The organism is Bradyrhizobium sp. ISRA464 (genome assembly GCF_029910095.1).
Classification (GTDB): Bacteria; Pseudomonadota; Alphaproteobacteria; order Rhizobiales; family Xanthobacteraceae; genus Bradyrhizobium.
The window spans coordinates 3,942,289-3,958,273 of record NZ_CP094526.1 but is presented as its reverse complement, the minus strand read 5'-3'; the positions used below and the strand labels follow the sequence as shown (position 1 = coordinate 3,958,273).

At 64.6% G+C, this 15,985-nt stretch carries 14 protein-coding genes; 11 read left to right on the top strand and 3 right to left on the bottom strand.

Annotated elements, in window-relative coordinates:
- Positions 1-43 precede the first annotated feature (43 nt).
- From MTX19_RS18620 to MTX19_RS18590, 7 genes are all read left to right on the top strand, one after another.
- Positions 44-304 (top strand): thioredoxin family protein, encoded by a 261-nt coding sequence (locus MTX19_RS18620; protein ID WP_280978743.1) that lies wholly within the window; start codon positions 44-46, stop codon positions 302-304.
- 1 nt (position 305) lies between these two features.
- On the top strand, positions 306-1,001 hold the full coding sequence (locus MTX19_RS18615) for a cytochrome c biogenesis protein CcdA (RefSeq protein ID WP_280978742.1): 696 nt from the start codon (positions 306-308) through the stop codon (positions 999-1,001).
- 942 nt (positions 1,002-1,943) lie between these two features.
- Positions 1,944-2,570 (top strand): HAD family phosphatase, encoded by a 627-nt coding sequence (locus MTX19_RS18610; protein ID WP_280978741.1) that lies wholly within the window; start codon positions 1,944-1,946, stop codon positions 2,568-2,570.
- 28 nt (positions 2,571-2,598) lie between these two features.
- Positions 2,599-3,810, top strand: coding sequence for a gephyrin-like molybdotransferase Glp (gene glp / locus MTX19_RS18605; protein WP_280978740.1), 1,212 nt, complete (start codon positions 2,599-2,601; stop codon positions 3,808-3,810).
- 224 nt (positions 3,811-4,034) lie between these two features.
- Positions 4,035-4,739: a transcriptional repressor LexA gene (gene lexA, locus MTX19_RS18600; RefSeq protein ID WP_280977809.1), complete on the top strand. Its 705-nt coding sequence runs from the start codon at positions 4,035-4,037 to the stop codon at positions 4,737-4,739.
- A 299-nt stretch (positions 4,740-5,038) separates the two neighbouring features.
- Positions 5,039-5,467 (top strand): hypothetical protein, encoded by a 429-nt coding sequence (locus MTX19_RS18595; RefSeq protein WP_280977808.1) that lies wholly within the window; start codon positions 5,039-5,041, stop codon positions 5,465-5,467.
- 150 nt (positions 5,468-5,617) lie between these two features.
- On the top strand, positions 5,618-5,845 hold the full coding sequence (locus MTX19_RS18590) for a hypothetical protein (RefSeq protein ID WP_280977807.1): 228 nt from the start codon (positions 5,618-5,620) through the stop codon (positions 5,843-5,845).
- Here the strand turns inward: MTX19_RS18590 and MTX19_RS18585 are convergent.
- On the bottom strand, positions 5,842-8,130 hold the full coding sequence (locus MTX19_RS18585) for a ComEC/Rec2 family competence protein (RefSeq protein WP_280978739.1): 2,289 nt from the start codon (positions 8,128-8,130) through the stop codon (positions 5,842-5,844). The genes MTX19_RS18590 and MTX19_RS18585 overlap by 4 nt on opposite strands.
- Positions 8,131-8,519: 389 nt before the next feature.
- On the opposite strand from MTX19_RS18585, the gene MTX19_RS18580 reads away from it, so the two are divergent.
- Positions 8,520-8,702, top strand: coding sequence for a hypothetical protein (locus tag MTX19_RS18580; RefSeq protein ID WP_028339672.1), 183 nt, complete (start codon positions 8,520-8,522; stop codon positions 8,700-8,702).
- Between the two features lie 114 nt (positions 8,703-8,816).
- Positions 8,817-10,247 (top strand): type I glutamate--ammonia ligase, encoded by a 1,431-nt coding sequence (glnA, locus tag MTX19_RS18575; protein ID WP_280986099.1) that lies wholly within the window; start codon positions 8,817-8,819, stop codon positions 10,245-10,247.
- Positions 10,248-10,891: 644 nt separating this feature from the next.
- Here glnA and MTX19_RS18570 read toward each other — a convergent pair.
- Positions 10,892-12,574, bottom strand: a complete 1,683-nt coding sequence (locus MTX19_RS18570; RefSeq protein ID WP_280978738.1) for a glutamine--tRNA ligase/YqeY domain fusion protein — start codon at positions 12,572-12,574, stop codon at positions 10,892-10,894.
- Positions 12,575-12,728: 154 nt separating this feature from the next.
- Between MTX19_RS18570 and gltX the strand changes: the two genes are divergently transcribed.
- On the top strand, positions 12,729-14,150 hold the full coding sequence (gene gltX, locus MTX19_RS18565) for a glutamate--tRNA ligase (RefSeq protein WP_280978737.1): 1,422 nt from the start codon (positions 12,729-12,731) through the stop codon (positions 14,148-14,150).
- A gap of 160 nt (positions 14,151-14,310) precedes the next feature.
- Positions 14,311-15,612 (top strand): citrate synthase, encoded by a 1,302-nt coding sequence (gltA, locus tag MTX19_RS18560; RefSeq protein WP_280978736.1) that lies wholly within the window; start codon positions 14,311-14,313, stop codon positions 15,610-15,612.
- 31 nt (positions 15,613-15,643) lie between these two features.
- On the opposite strand, the gene MTX19_RS18555 is transcribed toward gltA, so the two are convergent.
- Positions 15,644-15,979, bottom strand: a complete 336-nt coding sequence (locus MTX19_RS18555) for a metalloregulator ArsR/SmtB family transcription factor (protein WP_280978735.1) — start codon at positions 15,977-15,979, stop codon at positions 15,644-15,646.
- Positions 15,980-15,985: the final 6 nt, after the last annotated feature.

Genomic DNA, 15,985 nt, shown 5'->3' with positions numbered 1-15,985 from the left:
GAGCGACCTTTGGACGATTGCCCAATATTGGCCGTGCTCAAAAATGAAGATCGAACTATTCTACGCACCCGGCTGCACGAAGTGCGCTGACGACAAGGATGCGCTAAGGGCGACGGCGATCGAGCTGGTTCCCGGTCTTGTTTGGCGCGAGCTAAATGTACTCGACCAATTGGACTATGCGGTTGAAGTCGGCGTGATCACGCTTCCATCGATTGTAATCGATGGCGATGTCGTCTTTGCCTCGTTGCCCACGTGCGGACAATTGCGCCGCGAACTGGTTAGACGAATCAACAAGAGAGCCTGACATGGACATGGATACGCTCAGCCAGGCCGTCGAACACGCGAGTTTGCTGGCGCTCGGCGTCGCCTTCATCGCTGGTCTTGTCTTCAGCTTCAATCCAGTAGCGCTCGCGTCAATTCCGGTTTCACTCGCCTATGTCACGCGAGCGCGGAGCGCACAACAGTCGGCGCTCTTCGCTGTTGCTTTCACAGCAGCCATGATCCTTGCCCAGGTCGCCCTCGGCTTTGTCGCCGGTCTTGGCGGAAGTTGGGCCGCACACTTGATCGGACGCCAATGGGGACTCTTGCTTGGGCCAGTTCTCATTGTCCTGGGTCTCATGTGGCCTGGGTGGGTTCGCTTGCGTTTGCCATGGTTTGCGCCGCGCGCGAAACGTCCGACGACTGCGTGGGGAGCGTTCGCGCTCGGGATTGTCTTTGCAGTCGCGGTCTGTCCGGTCTGCACGCCCGCACTGGTTATTTTGCTCGGTGCAGCGGCGGCAATCGCATCGCCGCTCTTCGGTGCGGCGCTGTTGCTCGCGTTCTCAGTTGGTCGCGCAATTCCGATTGCGTTGGGAGCATGGGCCGCTGGATGGTTGGAAAACCTCAGCGTACTCAGCAACTATCATAAGAGCTTTGAGATTGCGGGCGCCGTCACGCTGATCGCGTCCGGGCTCTACATGCTGAATGCGTACTACTTCTGGATCCCCTCCCTCGCGATCTAAGGACACGGCCACGACTCGTGTCTGCTTCTGAGGGTCGTGCGAACGTGACCGGCCTATCAGACTTTCCGCCCTTGCGAGCACAGGCGCTACTTCACCCGCGCTCGCGAGCGCCGCGTTCGCCTGGGAACGTGTTGCCGATTGGACACGACGGGCAACTCAGTAAAAACCGTCAAGTCCTTGGGCGAGAAATATTTCTGTTTTCCAGAAGCGCAACTCAATGTATGAATGGCCCGTCTCACCCGCTTGAGGGGCGCTTCGCGATCGTCACGAGTGTTGGGTCGAGATGCGGTGGACGCCGATTGCGCAACTGACGAGTGCGCATGAGGCGGACGGTGAAGTCGTGCAGGCCTGACGCCCTAGTGGCAGGTGTCTCCTTGCAAAGCGCGAAGCGCTTTTGCAAAGACGGTGACAACAAAGCCCAGTCTCGCCGGGGAGAGCACGTATAAGCCGTAACCCATCGCGCAGGGAAAGCCGGGATTGCTCCGGTTTCACCTGTGGTCCTACCTCCCGAGCTTTCCATTTGCTCGGGACCCATGGGTGCGATCGGCACCCGGCTTTCCCTGCGCCCTCTGATCAAGAGAGGGCGAAACGAAGAAGCAAAGCTCGGACAGATCGTGTCGCGAGAACGCAAAGCCATATCTCAACGACTGTCATCGCCCGCGAAAGCGGGCGATCCAGTATTCCAGAGGCAGCAGTGATTGACCCGAGAGGCCGCAGCGTACTGGATACCCCGCATGCGCGGGGTATGACGGCGGGGCGGAGCGATGGATTGCTTCCGCCTTCGCCGAGGCTTCGGCGGACAAGTCGTCGCTTCAGCGCAAAATTGCTTTGCAATTTTGTCGCGAGCTCCTCGCAATGACGTGAACTGAGGGAGCCATCATCGAGGACTCCCCAATCGAAGACATTGCCGCCTGCCCGCAATTTTCGTACACCGTTCATGCAATGACCACGCAACTCTCCCCCAATTCCGTCGACGTGCTGCTGTTCGATATCGGCCGCGTCGTGCTCGACATCAGCTTCGACAGGGTGATGGCGAACTGGGCGGGACACGCCGGCTGCGCGCCTGCCGATCTCGCACGGCGCTTCGTCGTCGACGACAGCTTCAAGCATCACGAGACCGGCAAGGTCGACGACGCGGCGTTCTTCGCGAACCTGCGCCGCTCGCTCGGCATCGACCTCACCGATGCGCAGTTCCTCGAGGGCTGGAACGCGATCTTCACCGGCGAGATGCCGGGTATCGCGCCGCTCCTGGCGACAGCCGCGAAGCGGATGCCGCTCTATGCCTTCTCGAACACCAACCCGGCCCACATCGCGCATTTCTCGGTCGCCTATGCCGATGTGCTCAGGCATTTTCGCAACGTGTTCCTGTCGTCGGCGATCGGCCTTCGAAAACCGGACGCCGAGGCCTATGATCATGTGGTAAGAGCGATCGGCGTGCCGGCGTCACGGATCCTGTTCTTCGACGACACAGCGGCCAATATCGAGGGTGCGCGGGCGCGCGGCCTACATGCCATCCATGTGACATCGACGGATGACGTGGCAAGGGCACTCACCGCACTTGGAATATGAAGACCTTGGGATTTGAGGAGCCCTGCCCGTGGCCCTGATGCCGGTTGCCGATGCCCTGTCAGCCATTCTCGCCGGCGCCGAACCGCTGCCGGAGGAGACGGTCGCGCTCGATGCCGCCTACCACCGCACGCTGGCGCGCGACGTCGCGGCGCGGCGCACGCAGCCGCCGCAGGCCATGTCGGCGATGGACGGCTATGCGGTGCGCGCGGCCGATGCGTCCGACCTGTCGGCCAGGCTGAAGGTGATTGGCGAAGTCGCCGCCGGCCGCCCGTTCGAGCGGACGGTCGGCGCGGGCGAAGCGGTGCGGATCTTCACCGGCGGCGTGATCCCTGACGGCGCGGACGCCGTCATTATCCAGGAAGACACCAAGGCTGACGGCGACCACATCACGATCACCGAGGCCGCCGCGAAGGGACGGCACATCCGCTCCGCTGGCGTCGACTTCCACGCGGGCGACGTGCTGCTTGCGGCCGGCAGCCGCCTCTCCGACCGCGCGCTCTCGCTCGCCGCGGCCATGAACTATCCGGAACTCGCCGTGCGCCGCCGTCCGAAGGTCGCGGTGCTGGCGACCGGCGACGAGCTGGTGATGCCGGGCTCCCGCCCCGGCCCCGGCCAGATTGTCTATTCCAACGGCTACGCGCTGCGGGCCCTGGCCCGCGCGGAGGGCGCGGAGACCGTCGACCTCGGCATCGCCGCCGATACGGTGGCGGCCACCACGGCCGGCATCCGCCAGGCGCGGGAGGCGGACGCCGACATCCTGATCACCACCGGCGGCGCCTCGGTCGGCGATCATGATCTCGTCAAGCAGTCGCTGGAGGCGGAGGGCGTCCGGATGGCGTTCTGGCGGATCGCGATGCGGCCGGGCAAGCCGATGATGCATGGCCGGCTGGGAACAATGCGGGTGATCGGCCTGCCCGGAAATCCGGTGTCGTCCTATGTCTGCGCCTTCCTGTTTCTGGTGCCGTTGATTCGCGCCCTGAGCGGCCGAAAAGTGATTCATCATGTCCGCGACAGCGCCCTGCTTGGCCGTGACCTCGCCGCCAACGATCAGCGCGAGGACTATCTCCGTGCGCGGCTCGAAGAGCGCGACGACGGCAAGCTGATCGCGACACCCGTCACCCAGCAGGACAGCTCGCTGTTGGGGAATCTTGCTGCGGCACGGGCACTTGTGATCCGTCCGCCGTTCGCGCCGGCGGCCGTCAAAGGCGAGGCGTGCGAGATCCTGACACTGCCTGAGTGAGGCTTTGCGACCGCACCGATCAGGCGCGAGCGGCTGCGTTCACCGGAAATTAAGTGGTTGCGGAACACATATCGAACATATAGTGTCCGTTCATGATTTGTTTCGAGTACTGGTGTCTACAAATGGGAGCGCACTGAGGAGTGTCGCAAGTCTCGCGCTCCCGAGGTCAGGCTCCCTGAAGGTCTCGGAATCGAACGACGCTATCAACCGGGGGAATACTCGAGATGCTCACGCGCAAACAGTACGAACTTCTGCGTTTCATCAATGAACGTCTGAAGGAGGCCGGCGTCCCGCCCTCTTTCGACGAGATGAAGGATGCGCTCGACCTGCGCTCGAAGTCCGGTATCCACCGCCTCATTACAGCACTGGAGGAGCGCGGCTTCATCCGCCGCCTGCCGAACCGCGCCCGCGCCATCGAGGTGATCAAGCTTCCCGAACTCTCGGCCGGCGGCGGCAACGGCCGCCGCGGCTTCACCCCCAGTGTTATCGAGGGCACGCTCGGCAAGCGCTCCAGCACGCCGCAGATCGCCGAGGATGACGGCAACCGGCCGGTCGCCGTCCCTGTCATGGGCCGGATCGCGGCCGGTACGCCGATCGAGGCGCTGCAGACCCGCAGCCACACCATCAGCGTGCCGCCGGACATGCTCGGCGCCGGCGAACATTATGCGCTGGAGGTGCGCGGCGACTCCATGGTCGACGCCGGCATCCTCGACGGCGACATGGCGCTGATCCAGCGCAACGACACCGCCAACACCGGCGACATCGTGGTGGCGCTGATCGACGAGGAGGAAGCGACGCTGAAGCGCTTCCGCCGCCGCGGCGCGTCGATCGCGCTCGAGCCTGCCAATACCGCCTATGAAGTGCGCATCCTGCCGCCAAACCGCGTACGGATCCAGGGCAAGCTGATCGGGCTCTATCGCAAATACTGACCGCGTCGCATGTCCAGCCGCGACCGCGTGCAGCGCGGCGTGCCTTCGTGCAGTTGAACACATGTTGTGAGGGAACGAGCGACGCGCAACGCCGTTGCCTATAGACTGCGCTGCGCGAGGGCCTCCGGCGCGTCCCGATACCACCGGAACGCTGTAGCGCGTTTGTGATCGGAGCCTTCCGCAGCCAGTCGTACAATCGCCCAGAAACGGGAAGAACCTCGTTTGCTGTCGTCCACTCTGGTAGAGGCCTGCGCCTCAGGAGAGGCACGGGTCGCTATCTCGAAATGAGGAGCCATCCGATGTGTGACTATAGTCTGCACGCCGTGGCATCGCGCCCCGCCGTTGTCGGAGAGACGCTGATCACCACGACATTCCGCGGCACGTCAACCCGCGGCTTTGCTTCGGAGAGCGATCCAAATGTCGCGGTCTGCATGCTTCCCGGCACCGAGCTCGCGTTCGTCGAGAACGTGCGCTACGACAGCCGCTGGATCTGGACCAAGACGATCGGCTTCCGCGTCGGCGTGTTCAACGAAGTCGAGCCCGACGTTCCCGATCGCCATCATGATGCGGTCGAATTCCCCGACGGCAGCCATGTGCTGGTGACCCAGCTCGTCGAAGGACAGCACGTCACCGTACTGCAGCTACCCGCTCTTCACCCGCCTGTCGTCGAGAAGCCGAAGGTGGTCGAGCGGCGGCCCTCTGCATTCGCGTCGCTGTTTTTGGGTTGAGCGCATCATGGCCGCAGGATGAGTTTGGACCTGCGGCATGTGACCTAACCGATTTCGAGCGACCCCGGACTTCGGGTTCCGGGGCGCGTCTGGGGATTTGCGTCGGACGGCGCCTTGGCGCATCATCGCTCACGGACAAGGACGTGCTCGGTGGTCGACAAGGTCACATGGCAAAAGGCTGGACGCGTCACGGAGCCGGGCCGCTACATGTTCCGGTTCGGCTGGCTGACCGTGACGGCTGACGACCTGAAGGTCTGGCAGCAATTCCCCGAAGCGACGTTTACCCTAGTCAAGAAGCCCGACGCCGATCCTGACTCGGACGAGTATCACCTCGGCGCCTTTGACCTGCCGACCCATCCCCTCCCCGATCAGCACTAATCGTCGCCCTGCAGATCGGCCTCCGCCGGGGTCGCATCCACCGCCGGGCGCGGCGCGCGGCCGGGCAGGCGCAGCGCGGTCTCGCTCTCGGTGTCGCCGGGAACCGCCGGCGTCCATGGCCGGTCGATCCCGCCGGGCCTGACCGCATCGACGGCAAAGCCATCGCGGGTGCGGCGCAGCACCAGCGCGCCGTGGCGCCGCCGCAGCCGTTCGGCATCGATCACCGAGGCCGCGCAGCCCTGCGGCGCCGGCCGTGCCGTCACGATCAGCGCCGCACGCTCGCAATCGTCGGCCAGCGCCGCGGGCCGCATCGCCAGCGAAACGAGCATGCCGCCCGCGCCCTGGGTCACGCAGCCGTTCTCGTCGCAGGAGACGCCGTCCGCGAGCGAGGCGTCGGCCGCCGTCCGCGCGTCGGCGTCCGCCGCCAGCCACTCCTTGATCAGGAAGGCGTCCTTGCCGCTCCGCATCAGATGCAGCCGCCCGTCGCCGCCGCGGACCGCCACATTGCGGCCGTCGGCCGCGACCAGCACGTCCGACTGCGGCACCCGCACCGCCCAGATCAGCGCCACCGCAAGCAGCGCCGCGCCCGACCAGCGCAACGGCGTGCGCAACAACCCGAGCAGGACGAGGCCGGCGCTCGCCACGATCAGCGGCCCGGTGCCGAACGCCGCCATGCGCCCGACCGCGCCCGGCGGGGCGGCGACCCATTGCGTCACCACGATCATCCAGTCGATGCCAACGCCCATGATCGCCCAGAACACGCCGTCGAACCCGAACGGCATCGCGGCGAGCCCCAGCAGGCCCGCCGGCATCACCACCGCCGACACCACCGGCATCGCCGCGAGATTGGCGAGCAGCCCGTAGGGCGTGACGCGGTGGAAGTGGAACGCGGCGTAGGGCGTCGTGGCGAGCCCCGCCACCAGCGAGGCCAACACCAGCATGGCGATCTCGCGCCCGCCCCACAGCGCCACCCGCGCCGTCACCGAGTGATCAGGCGAGGCCAACAGGCTCGGCATCCCGATCTGCACCAGCGCCACCAGCCCGAGGGTAGCCGCGAACGACATCTGGAAGCTCGGATGCACCAGCGCTTCCGGCGCGATCACGAGCACGATCAGCGCAGCCACCGCCAGCGTGCGGAACGTGATCGCGCGGCGATCGACGATCACAGCGATCAGCACCACCGCCGTCATGAAAAAGGATCGCTGGGTCGCAACCTCGGCCCCCGACAGCATGAGATAGAAGGCGGCGGCGACGAGGGCTGCGGCGGCCGCCCATTTCTTGATCGGATCCCCCGCCGTCAGCGCCGGGAACAGCGCGAGCAGCGCACGCACCGCGAAGAACACCACGCCCGCGACGACGGCCATGTGGTAGCCGGAGATCGACAGCAGGTGGCCAAGCCCCGAGATGAACATCGCATCGTTGACCGGCGTCGTGATCGCATCGCGCCGGCCGGTGAGCAGCGCAGTCGCGATCGCGCGCTGGTCGCCGTCGAGCGTGGTGCGGATCCGCGCATCGATGGCGTCGCGCAGGCCCTGCATGAAGGCGGCGTACCGCAGCGCGAACCCGCCGCTCGCCGGCGGCTCCGTCGTCTTGACGGCGCCCATCACGAAGCCGGAGGCGCCGATGCCCTGGAAATAGAGGTCACGGCCGAAATCATAGGAGCCCGGGCGCTGCGGCCCGAGCGGCGGCAGCAGCCGCGCCTTCAACGCGACGAAGCTGCCGACTTCGGGCGCGGTGCCCTTCTTGACCGAGAGCCGCACGCGATCGAGCCTGGTCGCGTCGCGCGGGCTCTCCATCGAGACGACGCGCAGCACGAAACGGTCGGTCTTCTCGCGGATGTCGCGGGTCTCGACGAAGCCGGTCAGCGCTACCGAGAACATCGGCCGGGCCAGCACGGTGTGCGCGACGTGCGCCGTCCTCCACGTCGCGGTGGCAAAGCCCGCAGCCACCGCCGCCACCATCACGATCGCGGGAAACAGCCGCTGTCGCCGCAGCAGGAACGCCAGAGCACACAGTGCGATCGCGACCGACGCCGCGACCCACAGCACCGGCTCGTGTTCGGCCGAGAAATACAGCGCGATGCCGGTGCCGAACGCCACAGGCACCCAGGGCAACAGCCGCCCGGCGCCGGCCTCGGCGCGGGCCCACTGCCGCAATGTCCCGACGAAAGGCGGCCAGATGCTGAAGCGCACCGGGATGTAACCGCCGGTCGGGACGGCCGCGCGCGGCGGCCACGTCCCCGCGTAGCCGCGTTTGCCGCCCGGCGTCGTGCCCTGCTCCGCCATCTCGCTTGCGATCCCTGCCGGGACGCAAGGCTAGCGGAAGCCGCGGTCAGCCGACTAGCGGAACGAATGCAGAATACGGACAGACCAGGCCGGCCACCAGGATCCAACGGCCGCCCGCGACTGCCCCATGATGCGCGTAATCCTCACCTCCTTCTTCGCGAGATAAGGTGTGGCAGCAGCGAAAGAAAAACATCTGTCCGACCTGCGTTGTCCTGCCGCTGCCGATCCGTAAGCCGACGACCTGCTGGCGGCCTTCAGCCCGGAGAGCGCTCTTGCAATCGCGCTGCAGCAAGATGCACACTGTCTGCGCTTGATGAGGTGTCAACGTCTGCGGTTCGCGGTCCGACCGGTGCTCACGGTTGCGCTCAGGACGAGAGGAGTATGACGCCATGCGAGAAATCGAAATCCACAACTATGCGCGGCAGTTGCTCGAGGCACATGGCGCCAAGGCCATTGCGGAAGCGGCCCAGAACGCCATCGAGCTCGAAGCAAAAGGCGAGGCCGAGCTGGCCAGAACATGGCGGCATATCGAAGACGCCATGAAGTTGATGCGCGGGCCGCACCAAAGCTGAGGCTGCCAGCGCGCGGCGCAAAACGTGGAGCAGGATCCGTCTCAAGCCGCCTTGTGACGGCTGAACGACAGCACAATCTCAACGACGCGGCTCTCCATGACAGGAGTTGAAGCCATGTTTCCGAAGTGTGCGACAGCCGAAGATCTCGTGAAGGCGATCACGGACGAGAAAGTGCAGATGATCGATCTGCGATTCACCGATTTGCCGGGGGTGTGGCAACATTTTTCTGTCCCGCCGAGCGCGGCGAGCTTCGACGCCCTCAGCGAAGGGATTGGATTCGACGGCTCATCAATCCGCGGCTTTCAGGAAATCCAGGAAAGCGACATGCTGGTCGTCCCGGACCCGACCACGGCTTTCCTCGACCCGTATTCCCCTGCATCCACCCTGGTCTTGATCTGCAACATCCGCGACCCCGTAACCGGTCAATCCTATAGCCGCGACGCCCGCTATATCGCCCAGAAGGCCGAAACCCACCTGAAGGCCACGGGCCACGCCGATACCAGCTACTTCGGTCCGGAGGCGGAGTTCTTTGTGTTCGACAGCGTGCGCTACGCACAGGGCATCAATTACGCCTTCCACGAAATCGATTCCAGTGAAGGCAGCTGGAACACGGGCACAGAGGAAGCGCCCAATCTGGGACACAAGCCGCGCCCGAAAGAGGGATACTTTCCGGTTCCCCCCACCGACAGCATGCAGGCACTCCGCACCGAAATGGTGTTGACCATGGAGCAGCTGGGCATCCAGATCGAAGCCCATCACCATGAAGTCGCGACCGGCGGGCAGAACGAAATCGACATGAGCTTCGCCACGCTCACGCGCATGGCGGACAGTCTGATGATCTACAAATACGTGGTGAAGAACACTGCCCGCCGGAACGGCATGACCGCGACATTCATGCCAAAGCCGCTGTTCGAGGACAACGCATCCGGAATGCATGTTCATCAGTCGCTGTGGAAGGGCGAGACCAACCTGTTCTACGACAGGGGCGACTATGCCGAACTGAGCCAGCTCGCCCGCCACTATATCGGCGGCCTGTTAACCCATGCCTGGGCATTGTGTGGGCTTTGCGCCCCAACCACCAACTCCTATCGACGTCTGGTGCCGGGCTATGAGGCTCCGATCAACCTGGTCTATTCCCAACGCAACCGATCGGCCTGCTGCCGCATTCCGATGTATTCACCGAACCCGAAGGCCAAGCGCGTCGAATTTCGCTCGCCGGATCCCTCCTGCAATCCCTATCTGGCCTTTGCCGCGATGCTGATGGCAGGCCTCGACGGCATCCACAACAAGATCGACCCGGGCAGCCCAATCGACAAGAACCTCTACGACCTGCCACCCGCCGAGGCCAAGGAGGTGAAGTCGACGCCGGGGTCACTGGACCAGGCGCTGGATGCGCTCGAACGGGATCACGCGTTCCTGCTGCGGAGCGATGTCTTCACCGCGGACGTGATCGAAACCTGGCTCGACTACAAACGGAAGAAGGAGGTCGATCCCATCAGATTGCGACCTCATCCCTACGAATTCCATTTGTATTACGATATCTAGCGGCGGCCGGCAGCACCGGCTCGTGCTCGGCCGCGAAATAGAACGCGACGCCGGTGCCGAACGCTACCGGCACCCAGGACAACAGCCGCCCGGCGCCGGCCTCGGCACGGGCCGATTGACGCAATGTCTCGACGAAGGCCGCCAGATGCTGACGCGCCGGGATGTAACCACCCGGTCGGGACGGCCGCGCGCGGCGGCCACGTTCTCGCCTAGCCGCGCTTGCCGCCCGGCGTCGTGCCCTGCTCCGCCATCTCGCTTGCGATCCCTGCCGAGCCGCAAGGCCAGCGGAAGCCGCAGTCAGCCGACTAGAGCAAGATGAGTTTGGATCGAATCGGTTCGGCCACGCATTCGCTTCACCTCTCCCCGACGGGGAGAGGTCGATTTGCGCAGCAAATCGGGTGAGGGGCCGTGGCTCTAGCGAGAGACCGTAACCCCTCACCCGGCGCTAGGCCATAGCCGAAGCCGCGCTTCGGCGTTCTCTTAAGGACGGCCGCCGAAGGCGGCCTATGCCTCTCCCAAGGGAGAGGTGACCCTCCGTTGCCGCCGCTCCAGCTCAACCTAATCTCATCACGCGCTAGCGGAACGAAGCGGCAGTTCCTGCGGATCGGAGCACCGGCGCCTGTCGAGACGCGAGGCTGAAAGGCCTAGCCCTTCCCGCCGACTTCCTTGGCAAAGGTGTCGCGCAGGCCGATCGTGCGGTTGAACACGAGCTTGTCCGGGGTGGAGTCCGGGTCGCGCACGAAATAGCCTTGCCGCTCGAACTGCATCGCGTCGGGCGAATTGCTTTCGGCGATCGCGGGCTCGACACGGGCGTCAGTCAGCACTTCGAGCGACTGCGGGTTGAGGTCGGCGGCGAAATCGGCGGCGTTCGGGTTCGGATTGGCGAACAGCTGGTTGTAGATGCGGATCTCCGCCGGCTTCGACTGCGCGGCCGGGAGCCAATGCATCGTCGCCTTCACCTTGCGGCCGTCGGGTGCATTGCCACCCTTGGTCGCGGGATCGTAGGTGCAGCGCAATTCGACGATCTCGCCGGCGGCGTTCTTCATTACGCCCGTGCACTTGATGAAGTAGGCATAGCGCAGCCGCACCTCATTGCCGGGCGACAGACGGAAGAACTTCTTCGGCGGGTTCTCCATGAAGTCGTCGCGCTCGATATAGAGCTCGCGACCGAACGCGATCTTGCGGGTGCCGGCCTCCGGATTGTCCGGATGGTTGATCGCCTCGATCTCCTCGACCTGCCCTTCCGGATAGTTCTCGATCACGACCTTGAGCGGCCGCAGCACCGCCATTCGGCGCAGCGCGGTGCGGTTGAGCTCCTCGCGGATGCAGAATTCGAGCATGCCGACGTCGACCAGGCTGTTGGCCTTGGCGACCCCGATGCGCTTGATGAATTCGCGCACCGCGGCCGGCGGCACGCCGCGCCGCTTCAGGCCGGCAATGGTCGGCATGCGCGGGTCGTCCCACCCCGAGACATGACCGTCGCGCACGAGCTGGGTCAGCACGCGCTTGGACAAGAGCGTGTAGGTCAGGTTCAGCCGCGCGAACTCATACTGATGCGGCTTCGACGGCACCGGCAGCTTGTCGAGCAGCCAATCGTAGAGCGGCCGGTGATCCTCGAACTCCAGTGTGCAGATCGAATGGGTGATGCCCTCGATCGCATCTGACTGGCCGTGGGCGTAGTCGTAGCTCGGATAGATCGACCATTTGTCGCCGGTGCGCGGATGGTGGGCGTGCAGGATGCGATACAGCACGGGGTCGCGCAGGTTGATGTTGCCGGCGGCCATGTCGATCTTGGCGCGCAACACCCGGGTGCCGTTGGGAAACTCGCCGGCCTTCATGCGGCGGAACAGGTCGAGGTTCTCCTCCACCGAGCGGTCGCGGAACGGCGAGTTCTTGCCCGGCTCGGTCAGCGAGCCGCGCGAGGCACGGATCTCCTCCTGCGACTGGTCGTCGACATAGGCATAGCCGGCCTTGATCAGACCCTCGGCCCACTCATACAGCCGCTCGAAATAGTCGGAGGCAAAGAAGAGGTTGGTCCCCCAGTCGTAGCCAAGCCAATGGACGTCGGCCTGGATGGAGTCGATGTATTCCTGTTCCTCCTTGGTCGGATTGGTGTCGTCGAAGCGCAGGTTGCACTGGCCCCCGAACTCCTGGGCGATGCCGAAGTTGAGGGCAATCGACTTGGCGTGGCCGATGTGCAGGTAGCCGTTCGGCTCCGGCGGGAAGCGCGTCACGATCCGGCTGTGTTTGTGGGAGGAGAGATCGGCCTGGACGATGTCGCGGATGAAGTCGCGCCCTGCCTCTGCCGTCGCCGTATCAGTCGTCATCTATGGGTTCCCTGGAGGAGTCTGGCGGACCTTCTGCCAAATTCGCGCCGCCGGGCCAAGCCTGGTTTGGGCGGCCGGAGGCCCAACCTAGGCTTTAGTTATGTCCGGTTCCTGCTATACACCACCGCCGTTCACGCATACGCCTCGTCCGACCATGACCGAATCCGTTGTTACCCGCTTCGCCCCCTCGCCCACCGGCTTCCTCCACATCGGGGGTGCCCGCACCGCGCTGTTCAACTGGCTCTATGCCAAGAAGCGCGGCGGCAAGATGCTGCTCCGAATCGAGGACACTGATCGCGAACGCTCGACCAAGGAGGCGATCGACGCCATCCTGGACGGCCTGAAGTGGCTCGGGCTCGATTGGGACGGCGACGTCATCTACCAGTTCAGCCGCGCCGCCCGCCACCGCGAGGTCGCCGAGAGCCTGCTTGCCTCGGGCCGGGCCTATCGCTGCTACGCCACCCCGGAGGAGCTGGCCGCGATGCGCGAGAAGGCGCGCGCCGAGGGCCGCACCCGCCTCTATGACGGCATGTGGCGCGACCGTGATCCCGCCACGGCGCCGGCAGACATCAAGCCGACCATCCGCCTGAAGGCGCCGCAGACCGGCGAGACCGTGATCGAGGACCAGGTGCAGGGCCGCGTGGTCTGGCAGAATGAAAACCTCGATGACCTCGTGCTGCTGCGCGGCGACGGCACCCCGACCTACATGCTTGCGGTCGTGGTTGACGACCACGACATGGGTGTCACCCACGTGATCCGCGGCGACGATCACCTGATCAATGCCGCGCGCCAGAAGCAGATCTACGACGCGCTCGAATGGAACATCCCGAGCATGTCCCATATTCCGCTGATCCACGGTCCCGACGGCTCGAAACTCTCGAAGCGCCACGGTGCGCTCGGTGTCGACGCCTATCGTGCCATGGGCTATCTGCCCACCGCGTTGCGCAACTATCTGGTCCGGCTCGGCTGGAGCCACGGCGATCAGGAGATCTTCTCGACCCAGGAGATGATCGACGCGTTTGACCTTTCCGGCATCGGCCGTTCCGCCGCGCGGTTCGACTTCGCCAAGCTCGAGAATCTCAACGGCCACTATATCCGCCACAGCGACGACCAATCCCTCGTGACCCAGTTCGAGAGCGTGCTGGACTACGTGCCCGAAGGAGCCGCGCTGAAGGCCAAGCTCAACGACACCACGCGCGCGCAATTGTTGCGTGCGATGCCGAGCCTGAAGGAGCGCGCCAAGACGCTGATCGAACTGATCAGCGGCGCCTACTTCATCTTCGCCGATCGCCCGCTCGCGATCGAACCGAAAGCGGCCGCGCTACTGACGCCGGAAACACGGGCGTTGATCGGCCGGCTGCGCGCGGCGCTGGAAGCGGTGAACGACTGGACGGCGCAGACGACCGAGACCGCCATGCGGAATTTCGCCGAGCAGAACAATCTGAAACTCGGTGCCGTCGCCCAGCCGCTGCGAGTGGCGCTGACGGGCCGTACAACGTCACCGGGCATATTCGACGTTCTGGCCGTCCTGGGCCGTCAGGAGTGCCTTGCCCGCCTCGCCGATCAGGCGGCGTAATCCTGCATGGACCCCCTCCAGGGTCCATCTTGCAGCGCACATTGCAATAAGCTACCCATCTTCGGACGCTTTCTAGCCAAGCCGTCCCGCACCGCCATGCGCCGCAAAATTGCGACGGGGCAAGGTCGGATTATTCAACGAATTCATCGGGGATATCACGATGGACGCAAAATCCAGCAAGACAGCCACACTCACCATCGGCAACAAGACTTATGATTTCCCGATACTGAGCGGCACCGTTGGGCCTGATGTCATCGACATCGCCAAGCTCTACGGCCAGGCCGGGGTGTTTACCTACGATCCTGGTTTCACGTCGACCGGCAGCTGCCAGTCCAAGATCACCTACATCGACGGCGACGCCGGTGTCCTTGAATACCGCGGCTACCCGATCGAGCAGCTCGCCGAACATGGCGACTTCCTCGAGACCTGCTACCTCTTGCTCTACGGGGAGCTTCCGACCCCCGAGCAGAAGAAGAAGTTCGATTACACCGTCACGCACCACACCATGGTGCATGAACAGATGGCCCGCTTCTTCCAGGGCTTCCGCCGCGACGCTCATCCGATGGCGATCATGGTCGCAGCGGTCGGCGCGCTCGCCGCGTTCTATCACGACTCCACCGACATCAACGATCCGCAGCAGCGGATGGTCGCCTCGATCCGGATGATCGCCAAGATCCCGACGCTGGCGGCGATGGCCTACAAGTACACCGTCGGTCAGCCCTTCGTGTATCCGAAGAACCCGCTCTCGTTTGCCGAGAACTTCCTCAATATGTGCTTCGCGGTGCCCTGCGAGGAGTACAAGATCAATCCTGTCCTCGCCGACGCGCTCGACAAGATCTTCATCCTGCATGCCGACCACGAGCAGAACGCGTCGACCTCGACCGTGCGCATCGCGGGCTCCTCGGGTGCCAACCCGTTCGCCTGCATCGCGGCCGGCATCGCCTGCCTGTGGGGTCCGGCGCATGGCGGCGCCAACGAAGCCGCGCTGAACATGCTCTACGGCATCGGCAAGGTCGAAAACATTCCGGACTTCATCGCCAAGGTGAAGGACAAGAACAGCGAAGTCCGCCTGATGGGCTTCGGCCACCGCGTCTACAAGAACTACGACCCTCGCGCCAAGATCATGCAGAAGATGTGTCACGCGGTGCTCAAGGAGACCGGGCACGGCGACGATCCGATGCTCAAGGTCGCGATGGAGCTCGAGAAGATCGCGCTCAACGACCAGTACTTTATCGACCGCAAGCTGTACCCGAACGTCGACTTCTATTCGGGCATCACGCTCAAGGCGATGGGCTTCCCGGTCTCGATGTTCACGGTGCTGTTCGCAGTCGCCCGCACGGTCGGCTGGATCAGCCAGTGGAGCGAGATGATCGAGGATCCGCAGCAGAAGATCGGCCGTCCGCGCCAGCTCTACACCGGTGTCGCCCGCCGCGACTACGTGCCGATCGACAAGCGCAAGTAAGCCTCCTCGCTCACGCTTCCAAGCGGCGCCATCATTCGCGATGGCGCCGTTTTCGTTTGCCCCGCGCCACTTCGGTCGCGAGCGCGTCGAGGCGCGGCAGCCAGAACGCCCTGAACCTGTCGAGCCAGTCGTCGACTTCGCGCAGCCGCGCGGGCTCGACCGCATAGATACGGCGCGTGCCGTCGGCGCGCACCGATGCAAAGCCGGCATCCCGAAGGATCCGCAGCTGCTGCGACACCGCCGACTGGGTGATGCCGAATTCGCGCTGTACGACGGCAACGATGTCACCCGAACTGTGCTCGCCGGTCGCGAGCAGCTCCAGAATGCGCCGGCGAACAGGATCGCCGAGGATGTCGAAAGCGTGCACCGATCG

What these genes read in the sequence shown, in the direction of transcription:
- gltX (WP_280978737.1), top strand. Translation starts at nt 12,729, where the DNA reads ATGACCGAATCCGTTGTTACCCGCTTCGCCCCCTCGCCCACCGGCTTC.
- MTX19_RS18615 (WP_280978742.1), top strand. Translation starts at nt 306, where the DNA reads ATGGACATGGATACGCTCAGCCAGGCCGTCGAACACGCGAGTTTGCTG.
- MTX19_RS18585 (WP_280978739.1), bottom strand. Translation starts at nt 8,130, where the DNA reads ATGGCGGAGCAGGGCACGACGCCGGGCGGCAAACGCGGCTACGCGGGG.
- MTX19_RS18580 (WP_028339672.1), top strand. Translation starts at nt 8,520, where the DNA reads ATGCGAGAAATCGAAATCCACAACTATGCGCGGCAGTTGCTCGAGGCA.
- MTX19_RS18610 (WP_280978741.1), top strand. Translation starts at nt 1,944, where the DNA reads ATGACCACGCAACTCTCCCCCAATTCCGTCGACGTGCTGCTGTTCGAT.
- glnA (WP_280986099.1), top strand. Translation starts at nt 8,817, where the DNA reads ATGTTTCCGAAGTGTGCGACAGCCGAAGATCTCGTGAAGGCGATCACG.
- gltA (WP_280978736.1), top strand. Translation starts at nt 14,311, where the DNA reads ATGGACGCAAAATCCAGCAAGACAGCCACACTCACCATCGGCAACAAG.
- MTX19_RS18595 (WP_280977808.1), top strand. Translation starts at nt 5,039, where the DNA reads ATGTGTGACTATAGTCTGCACGCCGTGGCATCGCGCCCCGCCGTTGTC.
- lexA (WP_280977809.1), top strand. Translation starts at nt 4,035, where the DNA reads ATGCTCACGCGCAAACAGTACGAACTTCTGCGTTTCATCAATGAACGT.
- MTX19_RS18570 (WP_280978738.1), bottom strand. Translation starts at nt 12,574, where the DNA reads ATGACGACTGATACGGCGACGGCAGAGGCAGGGCGCGACTTCATCCGC.
- MTX19_RS18620 (WP_280978743.1), top strand. Translation starts at nt 44, where the DNA reads ATGAAGATCGAACTATTCTACGCACCCGGCTGCACGAAGTGCGCTGAC.